The 414-nt window shown below is 65.0% G+C and carries 1 protein-coding gene; it reads left to right on the top strand.

What is annotated here, in order from left to right:
- On the top strand, nt 1–414 hold a 414-nt coding region (locus tag EN925_RS39330; RefSeq protein ID WP_164894862.1), incomplete at both ends, for a hypothetical protein.

Below are 414 nucleotides of genomic sequence, written 5' to 3' on the forward strand. Positions count from 1 at the left end.
GCTGGGCATTGCCGGCACGCCGGGCGCCACGGCCAACGCCGAATTTACCTTCGGCGGCAATTCCAGCTCCATCTCCGGCATCACCGCCTCGCTCGATGCGCGCGGGCTCAATGAGGGCAGCGGCCACTACGCTTTCGGCACGACCGCGTTTTCCGGCCCGCAACTTTACGATCTGCGCAATTACATCTTCGTTGCGGCCGGGGCTTCGGGCGGCGGCACGTCGATCACCGACCTCGCCTCGATCGAATATGCCGACAGCATTACCGCCAGCGACGCGATCATTGTCCTGGTCAACCGCGGGACAATCGACGACGCCACCGGCTTCTCGCTGAGCGACGGACAGGAACTGGCCTCGTTCGGCAATGACCGCGCGTTCTCGCTCGGCGGGGTGCCGTTGAATGTCACCGGCACCAA

This window comes from Mesorhizobium sp. M7A.F.Ca.US.006.04.2.1 (assembly GCF_004022915.1).
Lineage (GTDB): Bacteria > Pseudomonadota > Alphaproteobacteria > Rhizobiales > Rhizobiaceae > Mesorhizobium > Mesorhizobium ciceri.